Below are 23,384 nucleotides of genomic sequence, written 5' to 3'. Positions count from 1 at the left end.
GGCCCCCGCAGTCCGAAACCGCGCGCGACTTTCAGCGCGGGGCGGGCCGGGCGGGCCGGGCACAGTTGTCGAAGACGATGCGCGGGGCTTCCTTCAGCGCCTGGACCGGGCTGGGGTAGGTGCTCTTCATGTACGCCGCCGCGATGTTGGCGTCCGTGCCGCCCAGCTTGCGCGCCGTCACCGGGTTGCGGTCCGGGTCCCGTCCCGCGTCGCCCAGGATGCTCCCGTAACCGTCCCCTCCGTCCAGCAGGAACGTGGACATCGCCACGCGGTAGCGGATGGACGCGTCGTCGCGCGCGGGGATGGACACGGCGCGGCCCCTCACGCGCAGCTCCGTCACGCGCTGGCCCACCGGACGCGCGCAGTCCACGCGCAGGGTGGTGCCGTCGGACACGTGGAGGAACGCGCCGGACGGCGACACGATGGCCTGCCCCTCCAGGGCCAGCGCCTCCACGGAGTGCTCGAAGAGGTTCACGAGCTGCTTCTCCGTGAGGTCCACCGTCACGACGAGGTTCTCGAAGAGGATGACCTCGTGCAGGACGCCGTCGGTGAGCGGCCCCGTGCGCAGGGACGTGCGGGTGACGCACAGGCCTTCGTCGCGCAGCGAGCCGCCGTTGATGATGCCCAGCTCCGTGGGCTTCGCGGCGCCGTCCTCCGCGTGGAGGAACGCGTCCGCGGCCAGCTGCCCCAGCGCGTTGTTGTCGTGCCGGGTGAAGGCCGAGCCCAGCTGGACCTCCTCGCCCAGGTAACCCACGACGGCGTCGGGGTCGTCCACCAGCGGGGTGCAGGAGTCGTTGTACGCGAGGCACCCGGGCAACAGCGCGAGCGCCGCGAGCGCGGCGGTGAGGTGGCGGCGGTCCATCAGTAGAAGGCCCTCAGGGTGAGGTAGCCGGACACGCCCTCGCGAGGCAGCAGGCCGGTGACGCGGTCCGGCCGGGGCACGTCGTCGCGCAGGTCGTGGTCGAAGAGGTTCTGCGCGAAGAGCGTCACCTCGAAGTGCTCCCAGATGGGCTCGGTGCGCAGCTGCGCGGTGATGAGGCTGTAGGCCGGAATCTCATAGCGGCGGATGAGCTCCAGGGTGGAGCGGTTGTTGTTGCGGCGCTCGGCGCCGGAGCGCACCACCACGTCCAGGTTCACCCAGTCCCCCAGCGGCATGGACACGCCCGCGTTGAAGCGCGCCTGGGGCACGTCCGTGAGCAGGCGGGACTGCTCCGGCAGTTCCAGGTCCTGCGCGCGCGACAGGCTGGCGTTGACCCACGCGGCGGCCCGCTTCGACGCCTCCAGGCGAGCCTCCGCCTCCACGCCGTACACGCGCACGCCCAGCTCGCGGTTGCGCAGGGGGACGATGTTGCCGCTGGTGTCCACCGGGGTGATGGGCGAGGCGAAGTTCTGGAGGAAGACGTTGGCGCGCACGCGCACGCGGCTGTCGCCGGCGGCCTGGACCAGGTCCGCGCCCAGCTCGAAGGTGTCCACGGTGGTGGGCTTGAGGAGCGGGTTTCCCTCGAAGCGGCCCTGGTTGTAGTCGGTGTCGGGGATGCGCTCGACCAGTTCCTGGGGCGTGGGGGCGCGGAAGGCGCGACCGTACAGGGCCTTGAGCACGAGCGCGTCCGACGCGGCGATGACCAGGCCCACGCGCGGGTTCACGCGCACCACCATCTTGCTGGCGTCGAGCGAGCCCGCCGCGTCCACGTCGGGCAGCTGGGTGGCGTCCAGGCGCAGGCCGAAGGTGAGCGTGAGCGCGGAGAGCACGGTCCACTGGTCCTGCGCGGAGAGGCCCAGGGTGAGGCGGCGGGAGGCCGCTCCTTGCGTGAGGTCCACGAGCCCTTCGGGGGCGGCGGGGCTGGGGCGCAGGCGGCCGTCGAGCGTGTAGTTCGTGGTGTAGTCGTAGCGGGACAGCGACTGCTGTTCGGCGACGAAGCCCAGCGTGAGGTGGTTCTCCTTGGCCAGCGCGAGGTCCGCGTCCACGGAGGCCGTCACGGTGCGCACGGTGACCTGGGTCTCCTCCTGGAGGCCGTCCGGGAACAGGCGCTCCACGCCGTCGCCGGTGCGGAAGTCGTGGGGGGTGAGCTGGAAGAGGCGGTCGGTGGACTGCTGATCGAAGCCCAGCCGGGCGCGCACCTGCCCTCCGTCGGAGAGAGGCCGCTCCCAGGTGAGGTCGGCGAGGAGCACGTTCCAGGACAGCTCCGAGTCATTGCCCACGGTGTCGAACAGGCCGACGAGGGCATCGCGCTTCTCGGAGAGGTAGCGCGCGGTGACGCCCACGCGGCCGGCGCTGTCCAGGCCGTAGGACACGCCTCCACCCGCGTTCACGAGGAACCGTCCGTCGCGGGTGCGGCCCGCGGGCTCGTCCACGTCGCGCAGGCCCTGGTCCACGGCCTCGTCGTCGAGCGCGTCGTGGTCGACGATGAGCGAGTCCCCTTCCTGGGTCCACACGTCCAGGTCCGCGAACAGGCGCAGGTCGCCGGTGGAGTGCGCGGCGGACAGGTGGCCGTCGGTGGCGAGCGCGAGCCGGCCGTCGTCGCGGGGAACGCCGCCGGTGGAGACGGCGCCGCGCACGCCGTCGGCGTGGTTGGTGACGAGGTTGACGACGCCCTGGAAGGCGCCCGCGCCATGGATGGCGGAGCCGGGGCCGCGGATGACCTCGATGCGCTCCAGGTTCTCCACCGGCAGGTTCATGAGCGCCTTGCCGTCGAAGAAGTTGTTGAGGCGGTGGCCGTCGAGGAGGAAGAGGACCTCCGCGTCGTTGCGCAGGCCCCGGATGGCGGTGCGGTGGAAGCCCTGCACGTCGCGGCTGACGGACACCCCGGGCACCACGTCCAGCACGTCCGCCACCGTGCGGGCCCCCAGCGCGATCATCTGCGAGCGGTTGAAGGAAGCGCCGATGGCCGGCACGGTGCGCACGGCCTCCTCCTGGAGCGTCGTCACCGCGAGCACGTCCTCCGCGCTGTAGAGCGCCAGGTCGTCGTCCAAGGCGGTGCGGGAGGCAGGGGACGCACGGGAGTCCGGTGGAACGTCCGCGTTGAGTGCGGCCATCGCGTCGTCGGAGCTGGCGGTGCGCGAAGCCCGCGAGTCCGCACCGGTCGCGCGAGTCGAAGTGCGAGGGGCGTCCGTTCGGGGGGCAGTGCGTGAATCGGGCGCATCGGTCCGGTTCGGCGAGCGCGAGTCCGTCCCATTCGCGGTGCTCGCGGCTCGTGAATCGGAGGTCGCCGCGCGATTCGACGAGCGTGAGTCCGTCCCATTCGAGGTGCTTGATGCTCGTGAATCCGAGGTCCCCGCGTGGGGCGATGCGCGAGCGTCCGTCCCGTCCGGACGCCCCGACGGCCGCGAGTCAGCGGCATCCGTGCGGCTTGCCGCACGCGGGTCGGCAGCGTTCGTGCGGCTTGAAGAACGCGGGTCCGCGCCATCCATGCGCGTCCCGGGGACGGACGGAGTGGAGGTCCCGGTCCTTACAGGGGGCGGAGCCGGAGCAGCACCTGCGTCACCGTCCTCCCCTCCCCCTGACGGCGGCGTGAAGGCATCGATGCCAGGCTCGGGCTTCGGCTCTTCACGGCTTCCCTTGCGGCCCGGCGGTACCCTCGCCGGCGGAGGCTCCGGGGCCTGGGTTCCCACCATCACCCTCGCGGGCCGGAGCGCGGACATGAAGAGCGGCGTGCGCGAACCATCCGCCATCGCCGCCTCGACGAAGTACTCCACGCCGGGTGGCACCATGTGCACCGCGGGGATCATCGCGCGGTACAGGTCTCCGTACTGCAGCTCCATCGGGACCTGGACGTACGGCTCTCCCGGGCCGCGATAGCGGACGAAGAGCTCCAGCACCTTGCCGCCATCCACCAGCGTCGCATCCAGTTGGAGGGGCTGCCGGGGCTCCGCGCGCCGCGGCGGCGCGTGCAACAGCGCGGGCTCCTGCGCGTGGACGGGGGCCGCGACGAACATCACGGCACAGAGGATGAGCGTGCGGGGAAGAACGGTCTGCAAGATTGACGACGATGGTCCGTTGCAGGGCCATTTGAGTCAAGCAAGCCACCCGGCCACGCCCCGCTGATTTTTTGCCGCCCCCGCGAGCGCATGCGACGGTGCCTGTCGCTCCATGCGCGCGTCGCTTGCCCTTCACCTCGCCCTCTTCCGCCGCCAACGCGCCCAGATCGCCCGGGTGGTCGAGGGCCGCACCGAAGCCTTCCGCGCCTACGAGGCCCGCTACCGCCGGCGCACGAGCACCTACCAGCGCGTGGTCCCCCTGACCCACGTGCACCAGCGCATCGCGGCGTCGGACCTCGTCTACGTCGGCGACTACCACACGCTGCCCCTCGCCCAGCAGACCTACCTGGACCTCGTCGAGCGCGCCCTCGCCTCCGGACGCCGTGTCGTGCTGGCGCTCGAGTGCGTGGAAGGCCGTCACCAGGCGGCCCTCGACGCGTACCTCGCCGGACGATTGCCGGAGCGCACCCTTCTGTCGCGGCTGGGTCACGGCCCCACCCCGGGCTTCGGTCCGGGCGCCGGCATCCGCGCCGTGCTGGGCTTCGCGAAGCGCCACAAGCTCCAGGTGGCCGCCATCGACCGGCGGGCCCAGGGAGAGCGCTCGCTCGCGCTGCGGGACGCCTTCGCGGCTGAGCGCATCGCCCGCGTGGCCCGCGCGGAGGACGTCCCGCTGGTGATGGTGCTGGTGGGCCAGTTCCACGCCGCGCCCTGCCACCTCCCCGCGCAGGTGGAGCGCGCGCTGGGTGAGGCGCATCCGCGCCGCGGGCTCGTCGTGTACCAGAACGCCGAAGGCCTCTGGTGGCGCCTCGCGCGCGAGGGCCGGCTGGGTGGCGCGGAGGCCGTGGAGCTGGCGGACGGCGCGCTGTGCCTGATGAACGCCTCCCCTGTCCTGTGCCAGCAGAGCTTCCTGGACTACCTGGAGGCCGAAGGCGACGACGCGCCCCTGCTGGACCGCAGCGCCGCGGAGCGCTTCCGCGACATGGCGGAGCTCATCGGCGGGCTCGCGGGCGTGTCCGTGGGCCGGGAGCTGGACTCGGTGGAGGTGACGACGGTGGCGGACAGCGACGTGCTCGCCCGCATCCGCCGGCGCGGCCGCTTCACCCAGGCGGAGCTGTCCCAGCTGCGCAAGCACATCCTGTCGCGCGAGAGCGGCTACATCCCCCGCGCGCGCACGGCCTGGCTGGCGTCGCTGTCCCTCAACCACGCCGCGGAGGAGGCCGCCCACTTCGTGCGCCACTGCGCCGTGGGCGACGCCATGGACGCTCCGCGAGGCGCGTCCGAGGCCTTCTACGCGCGGTGCCTGGAAGAGGCCCTGGGCTTCTTCGGCTCCAAGCTGATCAACCCGCGCCGCACCTGCCCCAACGTCACGGAGTGGGCCCGGCGCTTCGGCGAGGCCCGGGGCCTGGAGCGGCAGATCGCCGCCTTCGTCCTCGCCCACAAGGCCACGGAGTCCGAGGCCCCCGACGAGGCCGTGAAGCTCCTCCCCCTGCGCCGCGACCGCCTGTTCCACGGCGTCAGCCACGCGCTGGGCTACCTGTTGGGGGACAGCCTCTACCGCGCCTTCGACGCCGGTCAGGTGGACACCGCCGACATCCGCGCCCTCTTCCGGGATCCGCTCGTGGATCCGCGGGGCGCGTACCTCGCCTGGGCCGCGCGCCTGCGCGGGCTCTAAGCGCCCGTGGTGGCGCTGACCCAGCTGAATCCAGCGGCGGCTTGCGGCTACCCTCCGGCGCCATGAACCCATCTCCTCGCCGCACCACGTCCGCCCTCCTCCTGTCCCTCGCGATGGGCCTCATGCTGTCCGGCTGCTTTGCCGAACAGGGCGCCTGCGTCCATGGCTCGTCCATCTACTTCTGCAACGACGACACCGCGGACGAGTGCCGCGACTTCTGGTGCGACGGCTGGGACTACTGCGGCTACTTCGAGGGCGACTCGTGCGAGGACGTGGGCTTTCCGGACGGCACGGTCACGCTGGACACCTACTCCGAGCCCAGGTCGCCCGAGTGGAGCTGGGGCACGCCCTCCGGAGGCTCCAGCGGCGGTGGTGGTGGCGGCAACGGCAGCGGCGCGTGCGCCTACTACGATTCGAGCCTGAACCGCGTGCTGTGTGATCAGCGCACCAGCGCCTCCAGCTGTTCAGGCAAGTGGATGGGCAGCGGCACCACCTGCTCCGGCCTCAAGTGCACCAGCGGCACGGACCCCTACAGCTGCACCGTGTCGGGTGGAAGCTCGGGCGGCACCTGCACGTCCACGTACCAGGGCCCCACTGGCGACGCGCAGGTCTACAGCCAGTGCGCGTCCGTGTGGAACTACCGCTGCCAGCAGAAGAACGACAGCGCCGCGGACCAGAACTGCCTCGTCTACGACCAGCTCGAGGCCACGGTGGAGTGCCCGTACTGCCCTTGATGCACCGGCGGCACGGGCCTCTGTCCCGCGCCGAGGCTCAGGCCTTGTTGGCGATGGTCTTCGGCGGCAGCTTGAGGACCTGGCCCACCTTGATGTGGTCCGGGTCCTTGAGCTGATCCTTGTTGGCCTCGAAGATCTTCGTGTACAGCTTCATGTCCCCGTAGATGTCCTTGGCCAGCTTGCTGAGCGTGTCGCCGGACTTCACGGTGTGCAGGCCGTAGGGCTCCGCGTGGGTCACGGTGAGCATGACCATGAGCTCGTCGTTCCACTTCGGGTGCTTCGCCTTGATCTGATCCCACATGCGATCGCGGTCGAAGGCGTGGTCGACGGAGCCCTTGATGACGAGCTTGCCGTTCTCCTCGCGCGTTTCGACCTTCGCGCCCACGCTCTTCGCCACGTCCAGCACGTCCTGGTAGTCGTTCTGCAAGGCCATTCGCGTCCTCCTGTCGTGAGGCGCGAACTCAAGCACCGCGCCCACTGGCAATGACGGGCCGCCGGGAAAGGCGTGAACGAAGCTCAACACTGCGGAGCCAGGAGCTGTTCAGAGCACCACGTCCGCGCCGGGTTCCGGTTCGACCTTCAGGGCCTCGGGCGGCGCGAAGGTGCCGTCCGGCCGCAGCTCACGCAGGATCTCCTCGCGGCTCAGGCGCACCGCGCGGATGGTGCCGTCCGGCGACAGCGCGTAGACGCAGTCCTGGTCCGCCGCGCCGACGAAGAGGCCCCCCAGCGCGGGATAGAGCATCACCAGCGCGAGCTCCGTCTCCAGCGGTCCCGGGAAGAGCACGTGCGCGTGCGCGGAGAAGGGAGGCACCTCTCCATCCGCGTCCGGCGCGACCGACACGGGGATGAGCCCCTGGTGCAGGGGCAGCTCCTGGAGCTGCTGGCGACCGTCCTTGCTGAACTTGAAGCGGAAGTCGCCGCCCAGCAGGTACAGGTTCGAGTCGTCGAAGCCCTGGAGCACGTACACGGTGATGCCGCCGTCCTCCTCCACCACGACGGGGTTGAGCTGCTTGCGGCCGTGCACCTGGAAGACGCGCTCGCAGGCGGTGCTCACCGCGCGGGCCAGCGCGTCCATGCCCTCGGGCAGGGACTCGACGGGGAAGTCCTCCATCTCGCCGGAGAACTCGATGGGCGCGCGGTACGCGTACGCAGGGACGAAGGCGTTCTGCGTGTCGAAGCGGCCGAAGACGGCGTACCAGGCGTTGCCGCGCGGCACGGTGAAGAACCAGTTCATCCGCGTGCGGTCCAGGTCCGGACGCGCGAGCAGCAGGTCCGTGGCGCGGATGGCCCCCTGCTCCGATTCGACGATGTACCGGGCGCGCTTCTGCACGCGCTGGAGCTCCGCGTCCGCCACCAGCACCACCGGGGACTCCGCCGCGTCCGGCGCGTCCACCGGGGCCTGCCGAGCCACCGCGACCTGCGTCGCGCTGGAGTGCGCGCGGCAGCCAGCGGTCAGGGCGACGACGGCGACGAGGAGGCTGCGAAGCATGGGGACTCCCGCGGACGAAGGGGCCCGGTCAGTCTGTGCCGGCCGGGGCCCTCGCGTCACGTCCCCCATTCACGGCAAGACCTCATGCGCCCTGCTGCGTGGGCGCCAGCGCGGCCTTGATCTTCTCCTTCAGGGCCTTGCGGCGCTCCTTGAACTGCGCACGCCGGGCCTCGTCCACCTGGCCGTTGGCGGAGGCGCGCGCGGCCTTCATCTCCTCGTGGAGCTGCCGGGCCTCCGCCTTGAAGCTGTCCGCCTGGGCCTGCGTCAGGCGCCCTTCGGCGACCCGCTTGTCCAGGCGCTGCTCCATGCGGCCGAACTTGTGGCCCCCGCCGTGCCGGCCCCGGCGCCCCTCGCACTGGCCGGCCTGGTTGGCGGAGTCGGTCGGCGCGGCCGTCTGGGCGAGCACGGGCACGGCGAGGAGCAGCGTGGCGACAGCGGTACCGCGAAGCATGGACTTGAGCGACATGGTGTGTGGACTCCGGGTTCAGGTCAAAACGCTCCGGGAGCAGCCGTGCAGCCTGCTTCCCGTCGCGCTCTGACACTCAAGACCCCGGAGCCCGCCAAAGGTTAAATCGCCTCCGGGAGCACGCCGGTTACTGGCAGTCCGCCATGCTGTAGTTGAAGTCCTGGCGCGGCGTGTGGCCCGGGTCCTGGTTGATGGCCGCGATGCTCAGGTCCGTGTACGACACCGTCTGCGTGCCGCCGATGACCATCTGCGTGCGCTGCACGCGCGTGGTGGACAGCACCACCTTGCCCGTCGTGCCGTTGGACTCGATGCGGAAGCAGTTCAGGATGCGCGGGTCCACCGTGGAGCGGTTGCACCGCGTGTACTGCCCCAGCACCGTGCGCTGCTCGTAGGTGCAGCGGCAGTCCCACGGGTCGTAGGCCTCCGTCACCGTGGCCGCCTCGTAGCCCGTGGCCGTCTGGACCACCTCCAGGTAGCTGCCGTCCTGCGGCTGCGTGCAGCGCAGCACCGTGTCGCCCACCGCGCCCTGCTTCACCTCCGCCAGCGCGGGCTCCACCGCCACCTGGGCGCCCGCCTCAATGGCGTTCAGCGGATCCCGCGTGCCCGCACCCTCACAGCCCAGGCCCAGCACCGACACACCCATCAGCAACACAGCGGAGAGACGCAGGGACAGCTTCATGGACGACTCCTACGAAAGGGGGAATGTCCGGGTAGACCCGGACCCCCTCCCTGTAGGCTTTCACGGCTCCCGAGCGCAACGCTCTTCTGTGTCACAACCGCGCGGCGGGCTTCAGCGCCCGGGTGGCGATGAAGGTGGACAGGAACGTGGAGAGCAGGTCCTTCGCCTCGTACTTGTCCTCGAACAGACCCGTGAGCACGAAGCCCGCGTCCAGCTGGCCGCCCAGCTGGTCCTCCAGCGAATGCCCCACGCACATGGGCTCATTCTTGTCGCTGTAGCGGCGGCGCTCCTCGTCGGTGAGGCTGGTGAAGTCGGAATACGGCATCGGGTACTTCAGCCGCATCACGCCCTTCTCCTCCTCGGCCGGGTCGAAGAGGTAGCGCACCGGGTTGCAGATGCCCGACAAGAGCACGCCGCCCGGACGCAGCACGCGGAAGGCCTCGCGCCAAACGGGCCTTATCTCCTCCACGAAGCAGTTGGAGCACGGGTGGAAGATGAGGTCGAAGCTCCCGTCGGCGAACGCGGACAGGTCCCGCATGTCGCCCTCCACGTACTGGAGCGTCAGGCCCTCGCGCTCGGCCACCTTCCGGTCCTGCGCCAGCTGCGCGGGCGAGTTGTCGAACACGGTGACGCGTGCGCCCGCCGCCGCGAGCACCGGGCACTGCTGGCCGCCCGCGCTAGCCAGGCCCAGCACGTCCTTTCCCTTCAGCTCCCCGAACCACGCGCGCGGTACGGGCTTCGTCGGGGTGAGCACCACGCTCCAGTCCCCCCGCCGCGCGGCGGCGATGACCTCCGGGGACACCGGCACCGTCCACGGATTGCCCCGGCCCACCTCGCCGTTCCACGCATCGCGGTTGTACGTCCGCACGTCCAGGTCAGTCTTCATGCAGCACCCTTCCTTCCATGCCTCCAGCCACGGTGACGACCTCGCCCGTCACGTGGCCGGAGATGCGATCCGACGCGAGCGTCACGACGACGCGCGCCACGTCCTCCGGCTGCCCCACCTTGCGCAGCGGCATCGTCCGCGTGACGCGGCCGACGAACTCCGGGTCCACCAACCTGGCGCGGTTGCGGTCCACCTCCGTCCAGCCCGGGCACACCACGTTGACGCGGCCCATGGGCGCGATGCGGTGCAGCTCGTTCTTCAGGCTCTTCACGAAGCCCGCCGCCAGGGCCCCCTTCGCCGCCGCGTAGTCCGTATGGCCCGCCTCGCCGAAGAGGCCCGCCGTGGAGCTGATGATGACGATGGTGCCCGTGCCCGTGGTCTCCACGTGGCGCAGGAACGCGCGGCAGCTCAGGAACACGCTGTCCAGGTTCTGCGCCAGCGTGCGGCGCCAGCGCTCCAGCGACATCGTCCACAGCGGCTCGTCGGGGGCGGGATAGACGCCGGTGTTGCACACCAGCACGTCCAGCCGGCCCAGGTCCTTCACCGCCTGCGGCACCAGCGCGTCCACGTCCGCCTCCATGGTGAGGTCCGCGCGGACGGACGTGCCGCCCACCTCGCGCGCGAGCGCCCCCGCCTTCTCCTGGCTGCGGTGGTAGTGCACCGCCACCTTCGCGCCCTCGCCCGCGAACGCGCGCACCAGCGCGGAGCCGATGCCGCCCGCGCCGCCCGTCACCAGCACACCCTTGCCCTGCAGTCCCGTGTCCATCGCTTCGCGACTCCCCGTGGGCTCCCGTCAGGCCGGGAGGAATGCGCGGCATGATGCCCGAGCCGTCCCGGGTGGACAGCCGGATGAACGGGCGGTGTCCGCGGGTGCGCTGCGTGCCGGGCAGCGGGACGAAATGCGCACCGGACTCCTGACAAGCGTCGCGCGGAGGGCGCGGCCACCGGTGGCTGCTGCCGGGCCCGGATGACCTCACCGCTCTTGAAACGCGAAGGCCCGGGGCGTCGTCCGCTCCCGGGCCTCACCTTCAAACGCCTGGAGCCTCAGCCCAGGCGCAGCAGCTGCCGGGCCTGCTCGGGGGTCGCGAGCTCACGGCCGGCGGCACGGGCGCGCTTCGCGGCCTCCGCCACCAGTTCGAAGCTGCCCTTCGCGAGCACGCCCTTGGACAGGTAGATGTTGTCCTCCAGGCCCACGCGCGCGTTGCCGCCGCGCTTCGCGGCCTCGTCCACGAACGGGAGCTGCTGGCGCCCCACGCCCGCCACCGTCCAGGAGCTCCCCTCCGGCAGCGCGGCGATCATGAAGTCCAGCACCTCCGGCCGCGCCTGGAGCGTGCCCGGCACGCCCAGCACGAAGTCGAAGTGCGCCGGCAGCTCCACCAGCCCCTCCTTCGCCAGGTAGCGCGCCTCGTCGATCATCCCGACGTCGAAGCACTCCAGCTCCGGCTTGAGGCCGATGCTCTTGATGCGCTTCGCGATGTCGCGCACCAGCGGCCGGGGATTCCAGAACACCTCTTCCCCGAAGTTCACCGTGCCCGTCGTGAGCGTGGCCATGTCCGGCTTGTCCGCGCCCGTGAGCGTCAGCCCGCCGCACCGCTCGTCCACGTCCATGCCCACCGCGCCGCCCGTGGACACCTGGACGAGCACGTCCGTGCGCTTGCGGATGGCGCGGATGGCCGCGCGGAACAGCTCCGCGTCCTGCGACGGCTTGCCCTCCGCCGTGCGCACGTGGATGTGCACCATCGCCGCGCCGGCCTCGCGGCACTTCGCCGCGTCTTCAGCAATCTCCTCCGCGGTGATGGGCAGGTACGGCGTCTGCTCGCGCGTCGTCTCCGCGCCCACCAGGGCGGCGGTGAGGACCATGGGCTTGCTCATCGCTTCACCCGCTGCTTGTCCTTGGGCACCACGCACGTGCCCGAAGCGCGGCACACCACCACCGCCTCCGGCAGCACGTCCGCCGCCGAGTCGTTCACGTCCGGCCGGGGCTTGATGACCTTGCGAGCCTCGAAGCGCATCTTCCGCGACGTGTTGCCCTCGCTGATGATCTCGCCCTCCGCCTCGATGAAGTCGCCCGCGTACACCGGGGCCAGGAACTCCACGGAGTCGTAGGCGCGGAACAGCCCCTCGTCCCCGTCCGAGCGGATGCACAGCTCCGTGGCCACGTCCCCGAACAGACCGAGCATCCGCGCCCCGTCCACCAGGTTGCCGCCGTAGTGCGCGTCGTGGCTGCCCATGCGCAGCCGCAGTACCGCCTTCGTCCCAGTGCTCACGTGGGTTCCCCCTGGTAGTGGGAGTCCGCGGACTCCGTGCCCTCTTTCTTCATCACCGCGTGCACGATGTAGTTGGCCACGTCGGACGGCTTGGTGCCCGGCCCGAAGCCCGCGTCGAAGCCCAGCTCCAGGGCCAGCTTGTGGTCCACGCGCGGCCCGCCCAGCAGGAGCAGCGTCTTGCCGTGGATGCCCGCCGCCTTCGCCGCGTCGATGAACTGGCGCGAGTTGTCCTTGTGCACGTCGCGCTGCGTGACGACCTGCGAGACGAGGATGGCGTCCGCGTGCTTCGCGGTGGCCTTCTTGATGAGGTCCTCGTTGGGCACCTGGCTGCCCAGGTTGAACGCCTCGAAGCCGGGGTAGCGCTCCAGGCCGTAGTCGCCCGCGTAGCCCTTCATGTTCAGGATGGCGTCGATGCCCACCGTGTGCGTGTCCGTGCCCGTGCACGCGCCGAAGACGACGATGCGGCGACGGACCTTCTCCTTGATGAGCGCGTTGAGGTCGTCGAACCCCATCTTGCGCACCACCACCTCCGGCACGTCGATCTCCGCGTAGTCCAGCGTCACGTTGGAGCGGGCGTAGACGACGAAGAACGTGTACTGGTCCGCGGCCCGCTCGGCGGCCGCCACCTTCACGTCCGTGAAGCCCATCTTCTTGGTGAACTGGGCGGCGGCCTCCTTGGCCTTCTCCGACAGCGGCACCGGCAGCGTGAACGACAGCTGCACCATGCCGTCGTCGCGACGGTCGCCGTAGGGGCGGATGATCTGCTTGCTCGGCTTCACCATCGAACTACCCCTTCTTGTTCTTGGGCGGCGTGAACGACACGCTGGTGCCCACCTTCTCGGCCACCGCGGCGAAACGGTCCTTCTTGCCCTGCTCCATGTAGAAGACCACCGACCACGTCGTCTTCCCGTTGCACCCCACGTACGTCACCGTGTCCACGTTGCCGCTGCCGTCCGGCGCCGCGTCCGTATCCGTCTTCGTGGCCGCGGGCTGACCGCCCACCTTCAGCATGGTCCAGCTGTCACCGCCGATGCTCGCGAGGATCTTCGTGCGGCACAGCTCCGCCTTCATGCCCGCGGTCTGCACCGTGCCCACGTCCACCAGGAAGTACGCGTCGCCGGAGGGCGCCAGGAACTTCTCCGTGCCGTCCATGTTGGAGCGCGTCCACGCGGCCGGGGCCTTCAGCGCGATGGTCTTCACCGTCACGCTGCTCAAGGCATCCGCGCTGCCGCCCGCGGCCACCATCACGGCCAGAAAGGTACTCAGGATCATGTCGCCTCCAGCATTTCCAGGAACGGGTTGAAGTAATCCGGGGCCTTCTCCAGCACGCCATCCAGCCCCTTGCCGCCGGTCTCCTCGCGCTTCACGTCGCCGAAGCGCCCCTTGCCGATGGCCGCCACCATGCCCTCGGAGTGGCACTCGCGCAGCAGCTCCTCCGCCTTGGCGAAGACCTCGCGTGCGCGGTTGGCGATCTTCCCGTCCTCGCGGACGGTGAACTCCTCGTCGATGCCCCGCGCCGCGCGGTGGATGTACGACGCGGACTTGAGCGCCACGTACCGGTCCGCGAGCAGCGGCGTGTGCATGGCCTCCGTCATCATGCCCAGCAGCTGGATGCCCTGCCGCGTCCAGATGGCCACCAGGTCCGCCATCACGTCGTACGCGTGGCTGAAGAAGATGTCCGTCTCCTTGTGCTTCGTGGGCGGCATGTACTTGAGCGGCGCGTCCGGGAAGCAGCGGCGCACCAGCATCGCCTGCGACAGCTCCAAGAGGAGCGTGTCCTCGCGGTACGGGTCGATTTCGTACGAGTGCCCGATGCCCAGCTGCCAGTCCTTGAGGCCCGCGCGCTTGGCGAAGCACTCGTTGATGAACTGGCTGGCGATGACGGTGTGGGCCGCGTCGTAGGCGTCCGCGGTGGTGATGTAGTTGTCCTCGCCGGTGTTGATGATGATGCCGGCCAGGGCGCAGATGCGGCGGCTGAAGTACTGGTCGATGAACGTCCGCCGCATGTTGATGTCGCGGAAGAGGATGCCGTACATCGCGTCGTTGAGGAGCATGTCCAGCTTCTCGTAGGCCGCGCAGAAGGCGATCTCCGACATGCACAGGCCGGACGAGTAGTTGGTGAGCTGGATGTAGCGCTTGAGCTTGCGGCTCTCGTCGTCCAGGGCCTCGCGCATCACGCGGAAGTTCTCCTGGGTGGCGTAGGTGCCGCCGTAGCCCTCCGTCGTCGCGCCGTGGGGCACGTAGTCCAAGAGCGACTGCGCCGTGGAGCGGATGACCGCGATGACGTCCGCGCCCGCCTGCGCCGCCGCCCGGGCCTGGTCCACGTCGTCGTAGATGTTGCCGGTGGCGACGATGACGTACTTGTGCGGCGCGGGGGACATGGGGAACTGCTCGCGCAGGGCGTTACGCTGGGCGATGCGGGCCTTGAGCTCCGTCATCGCCGCGCGGGCCTCCTCGCGCACGGCGTCGCGCAGGTTGCCCTCCATCTCTGGCGACAGCGGGCCCAGCTTGTCCGTGGGCAGCGCGGTGATGCGCTCCACGGCGTCCAGCGGGCTGCTGGCGCCCAGTTGCAGCGCGCGGCCGTACCAGTAGGCGGCGCCCCGGTTGAGCACCCTGGCGGACTGCAGCTTGTCCACCATGAGGTTGGCCAGCGGCACGCCGCGAGCCCCCGCGCCGGAGATTCCAAAGAAGCGCAACACGGTGCGCTCATTGGAGACAGTGGTGTTGCGTTGGATGAGGTCGAAGATCGGATTGACGATCTCGTCCGCCAGCTTGCGCGCCTCGGCAATCCGCGCGTCGTCGATAAACGGGCCTGACATGCGCGCACCCTACCCGAGCGCAGCGTCCTTCGGCTCAAGATCGCGGTGCCCGTACCATCAGCAAACGATGCCGCACCGCGCCTCTCGAATGGCGAGACGCATCACGCGGACATCCCTCCACCGAAACTTCGCTGCACACTCCGCCACCGACAAGGCGGTGACGAATACCACCGCCATTTCGGTTCATCCACCGAATGGTCGGTGATTCCACTCGGCCATCCACGTCCAACCCATTGAAATCACATGAATCATGAGGTCGGCACGAGGAGTGCTCTGGGGTCGCTCCGGTTCCCCCGTAGATCCCAGGAGTTCCCTTGAACCGACGCTCGTTGATGCTCGCGGTCCTGCTGTCCGGCGCTCCCGTCCTCGCCGCCGGCAACCCTCCTCCCATCACCACCGACTCGGGCGCGCCGCTGGGCACGAACCAGAGCTCCAAGACGGCCGGCCCGCGGGGCGGCATCCTCCTGGAGGACTTCGCCCTCATCGAGAAGCTCGCGCGCTTCGACCGTGAGCGCATCCCGGAGCGCGTGGTGCACGCACGCGGTGTCGGAGCCTACGGCTCCTTCGAGAGCTACGGCGACTTCTCCCAACTCACGCGCGCGTCCGTCTTCTCCCAGAAGGGCAAGAAGACGCCGATGTTCGTGCGCTTCTCCACGGTCATCCACCCCAGCGGCTCGCCGGAGACGCTGCGCGACCCTCGCGGCTTCGCGCTGAAGTTCTTCACGGACGAGGGCAACTGGGACCTGGTCGGCAACAACCTGCCCGTCTTCTTCATCCGGGACGCCATCAAGTTCCCGGACATGGTGCACTCGCTGAAGCCGTCCCCCGTCACCAACCGGCAAGACCCGGGCCGCTACTTCGACTTCTTCAGCCACCAGCCCGAGTCCACGCACATGCTCACCCAGCTCTATTCGGACCTGGGCATCCCCGCGAACTACCGGCAGATGGACGGCAACGGCGTGCACGCCTTCAAGTTCGTCAACGCCAGGGGCCAGGTGAAGTACGTCAAGTTCAACTGGAAGTCGCAGCAGGGCGTGAAGGGCCTCACCGCGGAGGAGGCCACGAAGCTGGGCGGCCAGGACTTCCAGCACGCCACGCACGACCTCTACACGAACATCCAGGCCGGCAGGTTCCCCTCGTGGGAGCTGAGCGTGCAGGTGCTGGACCCCAAGGACCTGGACAGCTTCGCGTTCGATCCGCTGGACGCCACCAAGGAGTGGCCCAAGGACAAGCTGCCGCCGGTGAAGCTGGGCAGGTTCACCCTCGACAAGATGCCGGACAACTTCTTCGAGGAGACGGAGCAGTCCGCCTTCTCCCCGGGCGTGATGCCGCCGGGCATCGAGCCGTCCGAGGACCGGCTGCTGCAGGGCCGCCTCTTCTCCTACGCGGACACGCAGCGCTACCGCCTGGGCGCCAACTACCTGTCCCTGCCGGTGAACCGCGCGCGCGCCGCGGTGAACAACAACAGCCAGGCCGGCGCGATGAACAGCGGCAACACGAAGTCGGACGTGAACTACGAGCCCAGCGTCACGCGGGAGACGTCGGACACGCCCTCCGCCCTCTTCTCCAATGCACCGCTGACGGGCACCACGCAGCAGCGCCCCATCGAGAAGACGGACAACTTCTCGCAGGCAGGCGCCTTCTGGACGTCGCTCGACGCGGCCGCCAAGGAACGGCTGATCCAGAACCTGGCCGGCGACCTGGGCCAGGTGCGCGACGCGAAGGTCAAGGCGCGCATGGTCGGCCACTTCTACGCGGCCAACGTGGACTACGGCACGCGCCTGGCCAAGGCCGTGAACGTGAAGCTGGACGACGCGAAGGCCACCCTCGCGCCGCTGTCCACGCGCGACCAGCCGTGACGTGACGCCCGGGGCCGCCGGTGACGCCTCGGCGGTCCCGCTGCCTCCCCCCTTTGCCCGCCCCGCGTCCCCGCACGGACGCGGGGCCCCTGGAGACGCCCTCATGGTTCGCAAGCTGCTGCTCGGTTCGCTGGGTCTGGTGATGCTGGTGTGCACGGTGCTGACCGCCGCGTGGATGTCCCTGCGCGCCCCGGCGACGCCTACCGGACGGCTGCTCGCCACCAGTGATGCGGAGCGCTACCTGCTCGCCGCCGCGCGCGAGGGCGAGACGGACATCGTCGAGGGGCTGGTCAAGGCCGGCACGCCCGTGGAGGCTCGCGACGCGCGGGGCTTCTCCCCGCTCATCCTGGCCGCCTATTACGGCCACACGCGGACGGTGCAGGCGCTGCTCGACGCCGGGGCGGACGCGTGCGCGGGCGACAGCCGGGGCAACACCGCGCTCATGGGCGCCGCCTTCAAGGGCTACGCGGACGTGGTGAAGCTCTTGAGCGCCCAGCCCTGCGCCGTGGACCAGACCAACCGCCTGGGCCAGACGGCGCTGATGTTCGCCGTCCTCTTCGGCCGCACGGAGGTCGCCGACCAGCTGCGCCACCAGGGCGCCTCCCCTGCCCTGCGCGACGCCAGCGGCCGCTCCGCCAATGACTGGGCCCGGACCCAGACGCCGGAGGCCCCCGTGGCGCCCGCCGCCCCCCACACCAGCCGTTCTCAGGGGGGCGATTTCCCAACCGCTGAGGTTTTGTGATTCTCTGACGAAATGGGATTAGTCGGTTTAATACACGAATTCCAACTCATACAAAATTGCCGCACTTTTCCAACTACCCTTGACTCAGAGTGGGGGGTTGGCCGCATAACATCCCGCGTCCTTCCAGGAGTGCAGGGATGAACAGCCATCGGGCAATACCAGTGCGTGGGTGGGTGGGATTGGCCCTCGCGGTGATGTTGAGCGGTTGCGACTTCGGCGGCGGGCCGGACGCGAAGCCCCCGCCGCTCACGCCTCCAGAGGCGCCGAAGCAGGTCGTCGCGCAGGCCGGAGACGCCTCCGCGCTGGTGACGTGGACCGTGCCGCCCGCGGATGGCGGCAGCCCCCTGCTCTACTACGTCGTGCGCTGCGTGCCCGAGTGCGGCGGCGCGCTGGTGAAGGTGCCCGACACGCAGGCCACGGTGCTGGGGCTGAACAACGGCTTCACCTACGTCTTCAAGGTCTCCGCGGTGAACGCGATGGGCGAGGGCCAGGCCTCCGTGGAGACGGACCTGGTGACGCCGCAGGCGGGCATGAGCATCCCGAAGCCGACGGCGCCGGGACAGCCGCGCTCGGTGGTGCCCACCGCGGGCAACGGCCAGGCGTACGTGAGCTGGCTGGCGCCCTCGAGCTACGGCGGCCGGCCGCTGTCGTACTTCAAGGTCATGGCGGAGCCGGGCGGCCGGGTGAAGCGGGTGGACGCGCCCGCGTCGGGCACGCTCATCGAGAACCTGGACAACGGCACCGCGTACACGTTCACCGTCTGCGCGGCCAACGAGATGGGCGAAGGCCCGTGCTCGCGCCAGACGGCCCAGGTGACGCCGCGTCCGGGCGGCGCGCCCACGAGCTGGGTGATGGGTTACTGGGTGGGCTACCAGCGCGACCTGTACCCGGTGGACTCCGTGGACATGTCGCTGCTCACGCACGTGGTGGTGGGCCGCATCCGCCCGCGCATCGACGGCACGCTCTACACCGACTTCGACGTGGACGCCGTGGAGGGGCCGAAGATGGCCCGGGCGCTGGCGCACCGGGCGCACGCGGCCGGCAAGAAGGCGCTGCTGATGCTGGGCGGCATGGGCGAGTACGACGGCTTCAAGGGCGCGACGGAGACGCTGGAGAAGCGCCGCAACTTCGTGCGCAACATCATCACCACGATGCGCGAGCTGCAGTTCGACGGCGTGGACGTGGACTGGGAGCCCATCCTCCTGCCGCAGGACAGTGCGCCGCTGCTGGCGCTGCTGGACGACCTGCGCGCCGCGGACGAGAACATCGTCATCACCGTGCCCGTGGGCTGGGTGAACTCCAACTTCGCGCTGGGCAAGGTGGACGCGGAGTTCCACCGGCAGCTGGCGGCCCGCGTCGACCAGATGAACGTGATGGCCTACAAGATGAGCGGCCACTGGGGGCAGTGGGAGAGCTGGCACTCCAGCGCCCTCTTCGGGGAGAGCGGCGGACACCCCAGCTCCGTCGCCAGCTCCGTGCAGGCGTTCCTGGACGCGGGCGTGCCCCCGCAGCGCCTGGGCGTGGGCGTGGGCTTCTTCGGCACCTGCTGGAAGGGCATCACGGAGCCGGGCACCCCGCTGGACGGGCGCGACGGCATCGTGGAGGAGCAGAGCGACAACGCGATGAGCTACGCCAACATCCAGTCGCTCTACTACTCGCCGGAGGCGTACCGCTGGGACGACGTCGCCAAGGCGCCCTACCTCTCCTTCCCCACCGCGTACGGCCCGCAGTCCTGCAACTACATCTCCTACGAGGACGTCGCGTCCGTGTCGGAGAAGGGCCGCTGGGCAAGGGAGAAGGGCCTGGGCGGCAGCATCATCTGGACCATCAACCAGGGCCACATGCCCAAGACCCTGGCGGGCGGCCCCCAGGACCCGCTGATGCAGGCCGTGCACACGGCCTTCCTCAAGCCCTAGATGTAGCGGGCCTCGAAGAGCTGCCGCAGCGCCGGTTCGGTGCGCAAGAGCTCCAGCGTGAGGGCGGCGTGGCCGGGCACGTAGCCATTGCCCACGAGCATGGTGACGTCCTTGCCCACGCCCTCCGCGCCCAGGGCCGCCGTGGTGAAGCTGGTGGCCATGGAGAAGAAGATGACCGTGCCGCCGTCCTTCACGGACAGCAGCGACGCCATCTCCGTGTTGCCCACGCTGGCGCAGTTGACGACCAGGTCGCAGAGCTGACCGCCCGTCGCCTTCTGTACCGCCTCCATCACGTCCACGCCCTGGGTGGCGTCCACCTTCAGGGCCTCGTCGCACAGGCCGATGGCGGACAGCGCGTCCAGCGCCTTCTGGGAGATGTCCAGCGCCAGCAGCTTGCCGCGGCTCTCCAGGCTGCGACGGGCCTGCGCCAGGCACAGCGCGCCGCTCTTGCCCGCGCCCAGCACCGCCACCGTCATGCCCGGGCGCACGTGGCGCGCCACCAGCGCGGGCGCGCCGCACACGTCCAGCGCCGCCAGCGACAGCGTGTCCGGCATGTCCGAGGGCAGCTTCGCGTAGATGCCGCTCGCGAAGAGCAGCGCGTGACCGCGGATGTCCACGCGGTCGATGTCCGCGTGCACCGCCTTCACCTCCTCGATGACGAGCGGCGTGAGCGTCAGGCTCACCAGCGTGGCGATGCGGTCGCCCGGCTTGAGCACGCCGTTCGCGGGGTGCTTCGCGCCCAGCTCCTTCACGCGGCCAATGAGCATTCCGCCCGAGCCGGTGACGGGGTTCTGCATCTTGCCGCGCTCGCGCGCGATGTCCTGGATGCGCCCCGCGATGCGCGCGGGGTCTCCGCCCACGTCGTCCTTGATCTGCTTGAAGGACGCGGCGTCGATGTTGAGGCTCTCCACGTCGATGAGCAGCTCCGCCTCGCCGCACGGCAGCGAGGGGTCCAGCTTGCGCGCGCGCTGCGGCAGCACGCCCTTCTCACCGACGACGCGTGACAGTCCGTACGTATCCATGGCCCCCCCTTATCAGTCCGCGGCCAGGCGCGGCACCAGGACCGACAGCGATCGCTCGAAGCGGTACGACACGCCCGAGTGCCCGTCCTCGAACTCCTCGTGCACCACGTCGACGCCGCCGGCCTTGAGGTCGTCCGCCACCATGCGCGTGCCCCAGCGCAGGTTGAACTCGTCGCGGGTGCCGGCGTCCAGGTAGACCGTCTTGAGCTTGCGGAACGAGTCCAGGAACTTGGGCACGAAGCGCACGGGGTCGTGCACCAGCCACCGGTTCCACACGTCCAGACGCAGCTTCGCGTTGTGCTGCTCGAAGGGCAGCTCCAGGTTGAGCGGCTCGCCCTTCTTGGGTGAGTACGCCGCCGCCATCGCCAGGATGTTGATGACCGGGAAGTCGTCGCCGCGCACCTTGGTGTCCCGCGCGCGCTGACGCAGCTCCGTCACCCACGTGTCCACGCCGCCCGCCTTCATCAGCGCGGTGGCCGCCTTGGGCAGGTCCGGCAGGTACGAATATTCGAAGTAGGAGTCCGGCGCGTGCGCGCCCACCAGGGAGAACACCTCCGGGTGGTAGCGGCCCATCACCAGCGCCCCGTAGCCGCCGGAACTGTGGCCCACCACCGCGCGCGACGCGGCCTTCGGCAGCGTGCGGAAGGTCTTGTCCACGAAGCCGACCACGTCCTTGATGAGGTAGTCGCGGTAGCGGCCGATGGCGTCGCTGTTCACCCACTGGCTGCCGCCCAGCTTCGTCCACGCGTCCGGGAAGACGCCGATGACGGGCGGGATGGTGCCGGCTTCGATGAGCGCGTCCAGGCGGTCCGGCACGGACGGCGAGAAGCCGGACGCGTTGGTCCACGAGCCCCCGCCGTTGCCGAAGGCGTGCAGGAAGTAGACGACCGGGTAGCGCTGCGTGCCCGCGGCGTAGCCCGGCGGCAGGTACACGGTGAGCCGGCGGCGGGCCGGATCTCCCAGCGGGTTGTTCTCCAGCGCGGGGGATTGCACTTCACGCGTCTCGAGCACGCCCTTCATCGGTCCCACTCCTGGTCGTCGCGGTGCGCCGCGCGGTCTATGCGCCGGCGCCCGGGTGCTTGCCGAACAGCTTCATCACCTGCTGCAGGTCCTCCCACGCCTTGCGCTTCTCCGCGCTGTTGCGCAGGAGGTACGCGGGGTGGAAGGTGGGCATGAGCTGGATGCCCTCGTATTCGCGCCACTGGCCCCGCATGCGGGTGATGGGGGTGGTGTCCCGGAGGAGCGTCTGCGCCGCGAACTTGCCCAGCGCGACGATGACCTTCGGCTGGATGGCGAGCAACTGCGAGCGCAGGAAGGGCTCGCACGCGGCGATCTCATCCGGCTCCGGGTTGCGGTTGCCGGGCGGGCGGCACTTCACGACGTTGGCGATGTAGACGTCGTTCCGGGTGAAGCCCATGGCGCCAATCATCTTGGTGAGCAGGTCGCCCGCGGCGCCCACGAAGGGCACGCCCTGGAGGTCCTCGTTCTCACCCGGGCCCTCACCCACGAACACCAGGTCCGCGCGCGGGTTGCCGGAGCCGAACACGATGTTCTTGCGGCCGGTGCACAGCTTGCAGCGCCGGCAGTCGCCCAGCTCGCGGCGGATCTGATCCAGCGTGGGGCGCTCGCCCTCCACGACGCCGGGCAGCGCGCCGTTGTAGCGGGGCGTCGACCTGGGCACGTCCAGCAGCATCCCCGGGGCCGGGGCGTCGGAGGCCAGCGGGCGCGACGCGGCCACGGGCGCGCGAGGAGGGGCGGCGGGAGGCGGCGCGGCCAGCGGACGGGGAGCCCCCAGCGGCTGCTTCATCGCGGCGTGCAGCGCGTCGCGCGTCGGCGACTCCGGCGGGGGCCGGGGAGGCGGGGGGGCGGCGGCCGGCTCGGGGGCCTTGGTCCGGGCAATCATCGAGCGCACGGAGGAGGCGGCGGCGCGCTGCTGCTGGAGCTCGGCGGCGACCTTCGCGTCGACGAGGAGCGAGCGGCCCGCGGTCTCCTCCTGCCAGAGGAGGTGGCGGCGCACGTCCTGGAGCACGTCGGCCAGCTCCTGCGCGGAATCAGGCGTGTCGTCGTTCACGGTCGGGGATCGGTATCGGAGGAGCCGCCCCGGTGCAAGGAAGCAGCCGGGGAAGTTGCCTGTACGCTTAGCCCAGGGTCGGGGCTTGCGCCACCTTCCGGGCGGACGCGCCGGGCTCTGGTCGAATCAGGACACACCCCGGGCGAACAGCTCCCTGCCTCCGGGCGGACGCGGGGAAGATGCCGGGCGGACGTCCTACCCGTTTTCCAGGAGCCCCTCGCACATGATCAAGGTGGCCATCGTCGTTGGCAGCACGCGCCCCGGCCGCAAGGCGGACAAAGTCGCAGGCTGGGTGCACGACATCGCGAAGAAGCGCGGCGACGCCACGTACGACATCGTCGACATCCAGGACTTCCACCTGCCCCTGCTGGACGAACCGTCCCCGCCGTCCACGGGCAAGTACACCCAGCCGCACACCCAGAAGTGGGCCGCGACGGTGGCCGGGTACGACGCTTACGTCTTCGTCACGCCCGAGTACAACCACGGCACGTCCGGCGCGCTGAAGAACGCGCTCGATTTCGTCTACGGCGAATGGAACAACAAGGCCGCCGGATTCGTGGGCTACGGCAGCGCGGGCGGCGTGCGCGCGGTGGAGCAGCTGCGCCTGGTCGCCGCGGAGCTGCAGCTGGCCACGGTGCGCGCGCAGGTGCAGCTGTTCCTGTCCACCGACTTCGAGCACTACACCGTCTTCAAGCCGGACCCGGCCAAGGAGAAGCAGGTGAACACGCTCCTGGATCAGGTCGTCTCCTGGGGCACGGCGCTGCGCACGGTGCGCGTGAAGCCGTAG

The 23,384-nt window shown here is 70.1% G+C and carries 22 protein-coding genes; 6 read left to right on the top strand and 16 right to left on the bottom strand.

Going from position 1 to position 23,384, the window contains the following annotated elements:
- Positions 1–31: 31 nt before the first annotated feature.
- Complete coding sequence (locus AABA78_RS28455) at positions 32–862, bottom strand: 5'-nucleotidase C-terminal domain-containing protein (RefSeq protein WP_338267724.1); 831 nt, start codon at positions 860–862, stop codon at positions 32–34.
- Positions 862–3,975: a TonB-dependent receptor plug domain-containing protein gene (locus tag AABA78_RS28450; protein WP_338267723.1), complete on the bottom strand. Its 3,114-nt coding sequence runs from the start codon at positions 3,973–3,975 to the stop codon at positions 862–864. Before AABA78_RS28450 ends, AABA78_RS28455 begins: the two co-directional genes overlap by 1 nt.
- Before the next feature lie 112 nt (positions 3,976–4,087).
- On the opposite strand from AABA78_RS28450, the gene AABA78_RS28445 reads away from it, so the two are divergent.
- Both AABA78_RS28445 and AABA78_RS28440 read left to right on the top strand, forming a co-directional pair.
- A complete protein-coding gene (locus AABA78_RS28445; RefSeq protein WP_338267721.1) occupies positions 4,088–5,647 on the top strand; it encodes a ChaN family lipoprotein in 1,560 nt (519 codons plus the stop codon).
- Between the two features lie 62 nt (positions 5,648–5,709).
- Entirely contained in the window at positions 5,710–6,381 is a 672-nt protein-coding gene (locus AABA78_RS28440) for a hypothetical protein (RefSeq protein WP_338267719.1), read from the top strand.
- Positions 6,382–6,418: 37 nt separating this feature from the next.
- Here AABA78_RS28440 and AABA78_RS28435 read toward each other — a convergent pair whose 3' ends face one another.
- From AABA78_RS28435 to kamD, 11 genes are all read right to left on the bottom strand, one after another.
- Entirely contained in the window at positions 6,419–6,814 is a 396-nt protein-coding gene (locus tag AABA78_RS28435) for a LysM peptidoglycan-binding domain-containing protein (protein ID WP_338267716.1), read from the bottom strand.
- 108 nt (positions 6,815–6,922) lie between these two features.
- Positions 6,923–7,870: a hypothetical protein gene (locus tag AABA78_RS28430; RefSeq protein WP_338267714.1), complete on the bottom strand. Its 948-nt coding sequence runs from the start codon at positions 7,868–7,870 to the stop codon at positions 6,923–6,925.
- Between the two features lie 82 nt (positions 7,871–7,952).
- Positions 7,953–8,336, bottom strand: coding sequence for a hypothetical protein (locus AABA78_RS28425; RefSeq protein WP_338267711.1), 384 nt, complete (start codon positions 8,334–8,336; stop codon positions 7,953–7,955).
- A gap of 127 nt (positions 8,337–8,463) precedes the next feature.
- Positions 8,464–9,015 (bottom strand): hypothetical protein, encoded by a 552-nt coding sequence (locus AABA78_RS28420; protein ID WP_338267710.1) that lies wholly within the window; start codon positions 9,013–9,015, stop codon positions 8,464–8,466.
- Between the two features lie 91 nt (positions 9,016–9,106).
- A complete protein-coding gene (locus AABA78_RS28415) occupies positions 9,107–9,901 on the bottom strand; it encodes a class I SAM-dependent methyltransferase (protein WP_338267708.1) in 795 nt (264 codons plus the stop codon).
- Complete coding sequence (locus AABA78_RS28410) at positions 9,891–10,667, bottom strand: SDR family NAD(P)-dependent oxidoreductase (protein WP_338267705.1); 777 nt, start codon at positions 10,665–10,667, stop codon at positions 9,891–9,893. The genes AABA78_RS28415 and AABA78_RS28410 overlap by 11 nt, the downstream gene beginning before the upstream one ends.
- Before the next feature lie 278 nt (positions 10,668–10,945).
- A complete protein-coding gene (gene kce, locus AABA78_RS28405; RefSeq protein WP_338267702.1) occupies positions 10,946–11,773 on the bottom strand; it encodes a 3-keto-5-aminohexanoate cleavage enzyme in 828 nt (275 codons plus the stop codon).
- Positions 11,770–12,168 (bottom strand): 3-aminobutyryl-CoA ammonia lyase, encoded by a 399-nt coding sequence (gene kal / locus AABA78_RS28400; protein WP_014396341.1) that lies wholly within the window; start codon positions 12,166–12,168, stop codon positions 11,770–11,772. The genes kce and kal overlap by 4 nt, the downstream gene beginning before the upstream one ends.
- Positions 12,165–12,950: a lysine 5,6-aminomutase subunit beta gene (kamE, locus tag AABA78_RS28395; protein WP_120562679.1), complete on the bottom strand. Its 786-nt coding sequence runs from the start codon at positions 12,948–12,950 to the stop codon at positions 12,165–12,167. The genes kal and kamE overlap by 4 nt, the downstream gene beginning before the upstream one ends.
- 4 nt (positions 12,951–12,954) lie before the next feature.
- The gene (locus AABA78_RS28390; RefSeq protein WP_338267697.1) at positions 12,955–13,440 is read right to left on the bottom strand and encodes a hypothetical protein; all 486 of its coding nucleotides are present in this window, start codon (positions 13,438–13,440) and stop codon (positions 12,955–12,957) included.
- Complete coding sequence (kamD, locus tag AABA78_RS28385) at positions 13,437–14,987, bottom strand: lysine 5,6-aminomutase subunit alpha (protein WP_338267694.1); 1,551 nt, start codon at positions 14,985–14,987, stop codon at positions 13,437–13,439. Before kamD ends, AABA78_RS28390 begins: the two co-directional genes overlap by 4 nt.
- Before the next feature lie 314 nt (positions 14,988–15,301).
- Between kamD and AABA78_RS28380 the strand changes: the two genes are divergently transcribed.
- From AABA78_RS28380 to AABA78_RS28370, 3 genes are all read left to right on the top strand, one after another.
- Positions 15,302–16,846 carry a catalase gene (locus tag AABA78_RS28380; protein ID WP_338267693.1) on the top strand — a complete coding sequence of 515 codons (1,545 nt, stop codon included), beginning with the start codon at positions 15,302–15,304 and terminating at the stop codon, positions 16,844–16,846.
- A 103-nt stretch (positions 16,847–16,949) separates the two neighbouring features.
- Positions 16,950–17,588: an ankyrin repeat domain-containing protein gene (locus AABA78_RS28375; RefSeq protein ID WP_338267691.1), complete on the top strand. Its 639-nt coding sequence runs from the start codon at positions 16,950–16,952 to the stop codon at positions 17,586–17,588.
- A gap of 137 nt (positions 17,589–17,725) precedes the next feature.
- Complete coding sequence (locus AABA78_RS28370; RefSeq protein WP_338267688.1) at positions 17,726–19,504, top strand: glycosyl hydrolase family 18 protein; 1,779 nt, start codon at positions 17,726–17,728, stop codon at positions 19,502–19,504.
- Here the strand turns inward: AABA78_RS28370 and kdd are convergent.
- The 3 genes from kdd to AABA78_RS28355 are packed head-to-tail and all read right to left on the bottom strand — an operon-like array spanning position 19,501 to position 22,597.
- Entirely contained in the window at positions 19,501–20,526 is a 1,026-nt protein-coding gene (kdd, locus tag AABA78_RS28365) for an L-erythro-3,5-diaminohexanoate dehydrogenase (RefSeq protein WP_338267687.1), read from the bottom strand. The genes AABA78_RS28370 and kdd overlap by 4 nt on opposite strands.
- 12 nt (positions 20,527–20,538) lie before the next feature.
- Positions 20,539–21,546 (bottom strand): alpha/beta hydrolase, encoded by a 1,008-nt coding sequence (locus AABA78_RS28360; RefSeq protein WP_171416123.1) that lies wholly within the window; start codon positions 21,544–21,546, stop codon positions 20,539–20,541.
- Positions 21,547–21,583: 37 nt separating this feature from the next.
- Positions 21,584–22,597: a uracil-DNA glycosylase gene (locus AABA78_RS28355; RefSeq protein WP_338267684.1), complete on the bottom strand. Its 1,014-nt coding sequence runs from the start codon at positions 22,595–22,597 to the stop codon at positions 21,584–21,586.
- Positions 22,598–22,820: 223 nt separating this feature from the next.
- Here AABA78_RS28355 and AABA78_RS28350 point away from each other — a divergent pair, with 223 nt between their 5' ends.
- Complete coding sequence (locus AABA78_RS28350) at positions 22,821–23,384, top strand: NADPH-dependent FMN reductase (protein WP_338267682.1); 564 nt, start codon at positions 22,821–22,823, stop codon at positions 23,382–23,384.

The organism is Corallococcus caeni (assembly GCF_036245865.1).
GTDB classification, from domain to species: domain Bacteria; phylum Myxococcota; class Myxococcia; order Myxococcales; family Myxococcaceae; genus Corallococcus; species Corallococcus caeni.
This window is presented reverse-complemented; position numbering and strand designations above follow the sequence as displayed.